Annotated in this window: 4 protein-coding genes and 2 pseudogenes; 5 read left to right on the plus strand and 1 reads right to left on the minus strand. The window is 74.6% G+C overall.

Annotated features, from left to right (window positions below; translation table 11 throughout):
• Positions 1-471: pseudogene (locus tag JZ5iCDA_RS14185) on the minus strand (pilus assembly protein FlpE); the annotation flags it as partial.
• Between the two features lie 174 nt (positions 472-645).
• On the opposite strand from JZ5iCDA_RS14185, the gene JZ5iCDA_RS14190 reads away from it, so the two are divergent.
• The 5 genes and pseudogenes from JZ5iCDA_RS14190 to JZ5iCDA_RS19025 all read left to right on the plus strand — a co-directional run.
• Positions 646-1,464, plus strand: a complete 819-nt coding sequence (locus JZ5iCDA_RS14190) for an HAD family hydrolase (protein ID WP_069387756.1) — start codon at positions 646-648, stop codon at positions 1,462-1,464.
• Positions 1,465-1,748: 284 nt separating this feature from the next.
• A complete protein-coding gene (locus tag JZ5iCDA_RS14195; protein ID WP_083260032.1) occupies positions 1,749-3,206 on the plus strand; it encodes an NAD-dependent malic enzyme in 1,458 nt (485 codons plus the stop codon).
• 2 nt (positions 3,207-3,208) lie between these two features.
• A complete protein-coding gene (locus JZ5iCDA_RS14200; protein WP_366246678.1) occupies positions 3,209-4,021 on the plus strand; it encodes an RNA methyltransferase in 813 nt (270 codons plus the stop codon).
• A gap of 205 nt (positions 4,022-4,226) precedes the next feature.
• Positions 4,227-6,248, plus strand: a complete 2,022-nt coding sequence (acs, locus tag JZ5iCDA_RS14205) for an acetate--CoA ligase (protein ID WP_069387757.1) — start codon at positions 4,227-4,229, stop codon at positions 6,246-6,248.
• Between the two features lie 34 nt (positions 6,249-6,282).
• Positions 6,283-6,869 (plus strand): annotated as a pseudogene (locus JZ5iCDA_RS19025) (pentapeptide repeat-containing protein); the annotation flags it as partial.

Consider the following 6,869-nt stretch of genomic DNA (forward strand, 5'->3'; position numbering starts at 1 on the left):
GGCGCCGCCCACGGCCGGCACGTCGAGCGGGGTCACGACGAGCACCTCCGTGCACGCGGCGAGCACCTCGTGCGCCGGCGATCCCGCGCGCACCGCGTCCCGCCCCAGGTCGAGCACGACGACCCCGTCACGCGGCACGACCGCCTCCGCGAGCGCCGCGACGACGTCGACCACGGCGCCGGGTGCGGGACCGCCCTCCGTCGTCGCGCTGACGACGGGCACGCCGTCCCAGCGCGGCAGCCGCTCGAGCAGGTCGTCGCCGTCGAGGCGCCCGCGCGCGTCGTCGAGGTCCGGCCAGCGCACGCCCGGCACGCCCTCGACGCCGAGCAGCACGTCGAGCCCCGCGCCGCCCTCGGCGAGCTCGACCAGGCACGCCGGCGCCCGCCGTCGGGCGGCACGGGCGAGGGACGCCGCGACGACGCTCGCTCCAGCCCCGCCCCGCGAGCCGACCACGCCGACCACCGCACCCACGACCTCACCGCCCCGTCCTGAACCGTCCTGCACTCGTCCCGCACGCGTCCCGCACCGACCCGGCCACCGTGGCGGAACGACACGCGCCGCGGCCAGCACGAGGCGCCGCCCTGTGGACGGGACCGGCGCGCGTCGGGCCTGGGGACGGCCGGACGCCGCGGATAGGCTCGACGGGTGACCTCGCCGTCCGGACCCCCGCCGCGCCCCGCGGGCCGGGTCGCCGCGTTCTTCGACCTCGACAAGACGATCATCGCGACGTCGTCCGCGGCCGCGTTCTCGCGGCCCTTCTTCGCGGGCGGGCTCATCACGCGCGGCGACGTGCTGCGCAGCGCCTACGCGCACTTCCTGTTCATGGTGGGTGGCGCCGACGCGGACCAGACCGAGCGCATGCGCGCGCACCTGTCGAGCCTCGCCACGGGGTGGGACGTCGCGACCGTCTCCCGCATCGTCGCCGAGACCCTGCACGAGCACATCGACCCGGTCGTGTACGCGGAGGCGGTCGAGCTCATCGAGGCGCACCACGCGCGCGGGCACGACGTCGTCGTGGTCTCCGCGTCCGGCAGCGAGGTCGTCGAGCCCATCGCGGCGGTGCTCGGTGCCGACCACGCCATCTCCTCGCGCATGACCGTCGAGGACGGCCGGTACACCGGCGGCATCGACTTCTACGCGTACGGGGAGAACAAGGCGTCCGCGATCCGCGAGCTCGCCGAGCGCGAGGGCTACGACCTCGCCGCGAGCTACGCCTACTCCGACTCCGTCACCGACGCCCCCATGCTGCGCGAGGTGGGCCACGCGTTCGCGGTCAACCCCGACCGCACCCTGCGACGGCTCGCCGCCGAGCTCGGCTGGGGCGTGCTCACCTTCGCCCGGCCCGTCGCGCTGCGCTCGCGCCTCGACCCGACGACGCCGGCGCTCGCCGCCGTCGGCGTCACCGCCCTCGCCGTGGCCGGCTGGGTCGTGTGGCGGGTCTGGCGCCGGCGCGGTGCGCGGTGACCCCGTCCCCAGCGACCCGCACGACATGGACCCCACCTGACGACCCCTCACCTCTTGCGTGCGGCGCACCACGGGTCTGCAATGGGAGGACGAACGGCAGCGCGGCGGTACCCACGCGCAGGTAGTCCACACGGAGGACTCGCTGACCGGGCAGCGTGCCGAGCACGCCCCGTTGCAGCGGCTGAGACCGTGCACGCCTGATAGCCGCCGCTCGCTGGCGACCACGGCGTCCGGGAGGGCGCCGTGGCCGTGTCCGGGGGCGACGAGCCGCGATACTGAGGGGCATGACCTCAGCGCCCAGCGTGTCCTCCTCCATCACCGTCCGACTCCAGGTCGAGGCCCGTCCCACCGCCGTGAGCGAGCTGACGGCCGCGATCGAGCAGACGGGGGGCATCGTCTCGGCGCTCGACGTCACCGCGTCCGGCCACGAGCGCATCACCGTCGACGTGACCGTCGCGACGCGCGGCGAGGAGCACGCCGGGCAGATCGTCGAGGCGCTGCGCGCGCTCCCGGGCGTCGTCGTCGACCGCGTCTCGGACCGCACGTTCCTGCTGCACCTCGGCGGCAAGCTGAAGATCGAGTCGAAGGTGCCGATCCGCAACCGCGACGACCTGTCGATGATCTACACGCCCGGCGTGGCACGCGTGTGCGAGGCCATCGCCGCCAAGCCCGACGACGCCCGGCGCCTGACCATCAAGCGCAACACCATCGCGGTGGTCACGGACGGCTCGGCCGTGCTGGGTCTCGGCGACATCGGCCCGCTCGCGTCGCTGCCGGTCATGGAGGGCAAGGCGGCGCTGTTCAAGCGGTTCGCGGACATCGACGCGTTCCCCGTCGCGCTCGACACCCAGGACGTCGACGAGATCGTGCGCACCGTCAAGGCGATCGCGCCGGTGTTCGCCGGCATCAACCTCGAAGACATCTCCGCGCCGCGCTGCTTCGAGATCGAGCAGCGCCTGCGCGCCGAGCTCGACATCCCGGTGTTCCACGACGACCAGCACGGCACCGCCATCGTCGCGCTCGCGGCGCTGCGCAACGCGCTCAAGGTCGTCGGCAAGGAGCTCGCGGACGTGCGCGTGGTGCTCTCGGGTGCGGGTGCCGCGGGCACCGCGGTGCTCAAGCTCCTGCTCTCGGCGGGCGCGCGCGACGTCGTCGTGGCCGACATCGAGGGCGTCGTCCACCCGCAGCGGCCCGGCCTGTCGCCCTCGCTCGCGTGGACCGCGGTCAACACCAACCCGCGCCGCGTCACCGGGACGCTCAAGGACGCCGTCGTGGACGCCGACGTGTTCATCGGCGTCTCGGCGCCCGACGTCCTCACGGGCGAGGACGTCGCACGCATGGCACCCGACGCGATCGTGTTCGCCATGGCGAACCCGCGGCCCGAGGTCGACCCGGTCGAGGCCGCGAAGCACGCCGCGATCGTCGGCACGGGGCGCTCCGACTTCGCCAACCAGATCAACAACGTGCTCGCGTTCCCGGGCGTGTTCCGCGGCCTGCTCGACGCGCAGTCGCACCGCATCACGGACGACATGCTGCTCGCCGCCGCCCGCGCGCTCGCCGACGCCGTGCACCCGGACCAGCTCAACCCGACGTACATCATCCCGAGCGTGTTCAACCCGGAGATCACGACCCTCGTCGCGGCCGCGGTCGAGCAGGCCGCGCGCGAGGACGCGGCGCACCAGGAGACCGCGCACCCGGACGCCGCGCACCAGGACACCGCCGTCGCGACGACGGGCGCCTGAGCGTGCAGCGCGTCACCTCCCGCAACGCCACGTTCCAGCAGTGGCAGGCGCTGCTGACGAACCGCACGAAGCGCCACCGCGCGGGCGAGCTCGTCGTCCAGGGCGTGCGCCCGATCACGCTCGCGGTCGAGCACGGCTGGACCGTGCGGACGTGGCTCGTCGACGCCGACCGGTCGTTGTCGGCGTGGGCGCACGGGATGCTCGACCGCGTCCGCACGCGGCGCTACGCGGTGTCGACCGAGCTCATGCGCGAGCTCGGCGGCAAGGACGACGAGGCCCCCGAGCTGCTGGCCGTCGTCGAGATGCCGCCGGACGACCTGGGCCGGGTCACGGTCCGTGACGACTTCCTCGGGGTCGTGCTCGACCGGCCGAACAACCCCGGCAACGTCGGCACGGTGGCACGGTCGCTCGACGCGTTCGGCGGCGCCGGGCTCGTCGTCGCGGGCCACGCCGCCGACCCGTACGACCCGCGCGCCGTGCGCGCGAGCACGGGCTCGATCTTCTCCGTGCCCGCCGTTCGCGTCCCGTCCGGCCGGGAGGTGCTCGACTGGGTCGAGGCCCAGCGCGCGGCGGGCCGCCCGCTCACGCTCGTCGGCACGGACGAGCACGGCGACGTCGAGCTCGCCGACCACGACCTCACCGGCCCGACGCTGCTGCTCGTCGGCAACGAGACCACGGGGCTCAGCGCGGGCTGGCGCGAGGCGTGCGACGTCATGGTGAGCATCCCGATGCTCGGCGCGGCGAGCTCGCTCAACGCCGCGAGCGCCACGACGGTCGTGCTCTACGAGGCGGTGCGCCAGCGCCGTCGGGCCTGACGCCGAGAGCGGCCGCCGGGACCGCCCGGCCGGCCCTACGACCGCCCTGCGCGACCGCCCAGTTGTGACCGCCCGACGTGACCGGGGTCACGTCCGCGGGGCTAGACTCGCGACCGCGGGGGCGAGCCCTCGCGCACCCGCGGCGCGGCGATGCGCGCGCGCCGTCGGGCACCTGCACCAGAGTCGATGCGCACCGGAGGTCAACGTGCCAGACAACGAGCCCACCACCGCTCCTCACGGGCTGGAGAACCTCCTCCACGAGACCCGCAGCTTCCCGCCGAGCCCCGAGCTCGCCGCGCAGGCGAACGCCGGGCCGGAGCTCTACGAGGAGGCGAGGGCCGACCGGCTCGCGTTCTGGGCGAAGCAGGCGACGGAGCTCGTCAGCTGGCGCACGCCGTTCACCGAGACGCTCGACTGGTCGCAGGCGCCCGTCGCACGCTGGTTCGCCGACGGCACGCTCAACGCCGCGTACAACGCGGTCGACCGCCACGTCGAGGCGGGCCTCGGCGACCGCGTCGCGATCCACTTCGAGGGCGAGCCGGGCGACACGCGCACGGTGACCTACGCCGAGCTGCAGCGCGAGGTCGCGCGCGCCGCGAACGCTCTCGCCGCGCTCGGCGTCTCCACGGGCGACCGGGTGGTCATCTACCTGCCGATGGTCGTCGAGGCGGTCGTCGCGATGCTCGCGTGCGCGCGGATCGGCGCGCCGCACTCCGTCGTCTTCGGCGGCTTCTCCGCGGACGCGCTGCGCAGCCGCATCGCCGACGCCGAGGCGGCCCTCGTCATCACGGCCGACGGCGGGTACCGCCGCGGCGCCCCGTCCGCGCTCAAGCCCGCGGTCGACGAGGCCCTCGCCGCCAAGGAGGGCGCGGCGCCCACCACGGTCCAGCACGTCCTCGTCGTGCGCCGCACGGGCCAGGACACCGCGTGGACCGAGGGCCGGGACGTGTGGTGGCACGACGCGCTCGCCGCCGCCGACACTCAGCACGACCCCGTGTGGGTCGAGGCCGAGCACCCGCTGTTCATCCTCTACACGTCCGGCACCACGGGGAAGCCGAAGGGCATCCTCCACACGACCGGCGGGTACCTCACCCAGTCCGCGTACACGCACAGGTACGTGTTCGACCTCAAGCCCGAGACCGACGTCTACTGGTGCACCGCCGACGTCGGCTGGGTCACCGGGCACACGTACGTCGTCTACGGGCCGCTGCTCAACGGCGCGACGCAGGTGCTGTACGAGGGCACGCCCGACACCCCGCACCAGGGCCGCTGGTGGGAGATCGTCCAGAAGTACGGGGTGTCGATCCTCTACACGGCGCCCACCGCGATCCGGGCCTGCATGAAGTGGGGCGAGGAGATCCCGGCGCGCTACGACCTGTCGTCGCTGCGCGTGCTCGGGTCCGTCGGGGAGCCCATCAACCCCGAGGCGTGGATGTGGTACCGCCGCGTCATCGGCGGCGACCGGGCGCCCATCGTGGACACGTGGTGGCAGACCGAGACCGGCGCGATCATGATCTCGCCGCTGCCCGGCGTCACCGCCGCGAAGCCCGGCTCCGCGCAGGTGCCGCTGCCCGGGATCGTCGCGACGGTGGTCGACGACGAGGCGCACGAGGTGCCCGACGGCGGGGGCGGCTACCTCGTGGTCCCCGAGCCCTGGCCGTCGATGCTGCGCGGCATCTGGGGCGACCTCGAGCGCTTCAAGGACACCTACTGGTCGCGCTTCCCCGGGACCTACTTCGCGGGCGACGGCGCCAAGAAGGACGAGGACGGCGACATCTGGCTCCTCGGCCGCGTGGACGACGTCATGAACGTCTCCGGGCACCGCCTGTCGACGACCGAGATCGAGTCGGCCCTCGTGTCGCACGAGATCGTGGCCGAGGCGGCCGTCGTCGGGGCGACGGACGAGCTCACGGGGCAGGCCGTCGTCGCGTTCGTCATCCTGCGCGGCGAGCACGCGGCACGGGGTGCCGACGCCGAGGGCGCGGCCGCCGTGCAGAAGGAGCTGCGCGACCACGTGGCCAAGGAGATCGGCCCGATCGCCAAGCCGAAGCGGATCCTCGTCGTGCCGGAGCTGCCCAAGACGCGCTCGGGCAAGATCATGCGCCGCCTCCTGCGCGACGTCGCCGAGGACCGCGCCGTCGGGGACGCGACGACGCTCGCCGACTCGTCGGTCATGGAGCTCATCGCCGCGGGCCTGCACACCCCGGCGGCCGCGTCCCAGGACTGACGGCCCGGTGTCGGGGGAGCGGTACCGTCGAGGCGTGACCGCTCCCCCGACCGACCGCACGCTGCTGCTCGAGCAGCTCGACCTGCGCGCCGACTGCGCGCGCTGCACGGGCCTGTGCTGCGTCGCGCTCACGCTCACCCGGTCGGCCGACTTCGCGATCGACAAGCCGTCCGGCACGCCGTGCCCCCACCTGCGCGGCGACTTCGGGTGCGACATCCACTCCCGCCTGCGCACGTCCGGCTTCCCCGGCTGCACCGCCTACGACTGCCTCGGCGCCGGGCAGCGCGTGACCGCGTCCGTCCGCGCCGTGCACGACGACGCCACGTGGCGCGACGACCCCGCGGCCGCCCGCGACGCGTTCGCCGCGCTGCCCGCCGTCACGCAGCTCCACGAGCTGCTGTGGTACCTCACCGAGGTGCTCGCGCACCCGGCTGCGGCGCCCGTGCACGACGACGCCCGGCGGGCCCTCGCGGACGCGTCCGCCCTCGCGGCGCTGCCCCCGGCGGAGCTCCTCGCGCTCGACGTCGGTCCGGTGCGCCGCCGGGTCGGCCCGGTGATCGACCGGGCGAGCGGCGCCGTCCGCGCCGTCCGCGGGGACGCACCGCGCGGGCGCGGCGACGC

This window comes from Cellulosimicrobium cellulans, from assembly GCF_001722485.1.
GTDB classification, from domain to species: domain Bacteria; phylum Actinomycetota; class Actinomycetes; order Actinomycetales; family Cellulomonadaceae; genus Cellulosimicrobium; species Cellulosimicrobium cellulans_A.

Bases quoted from the DNA above. Each gene is read 5' to 3' on its own strand.
- JZ5iCDA_RS14195 (WP_083260032.1), top strand. From the start codon at position 1,749: ATGACCTCAGCGCCCAGCGTGTCCTCCTCCATCACCGTCCGACTCCAG.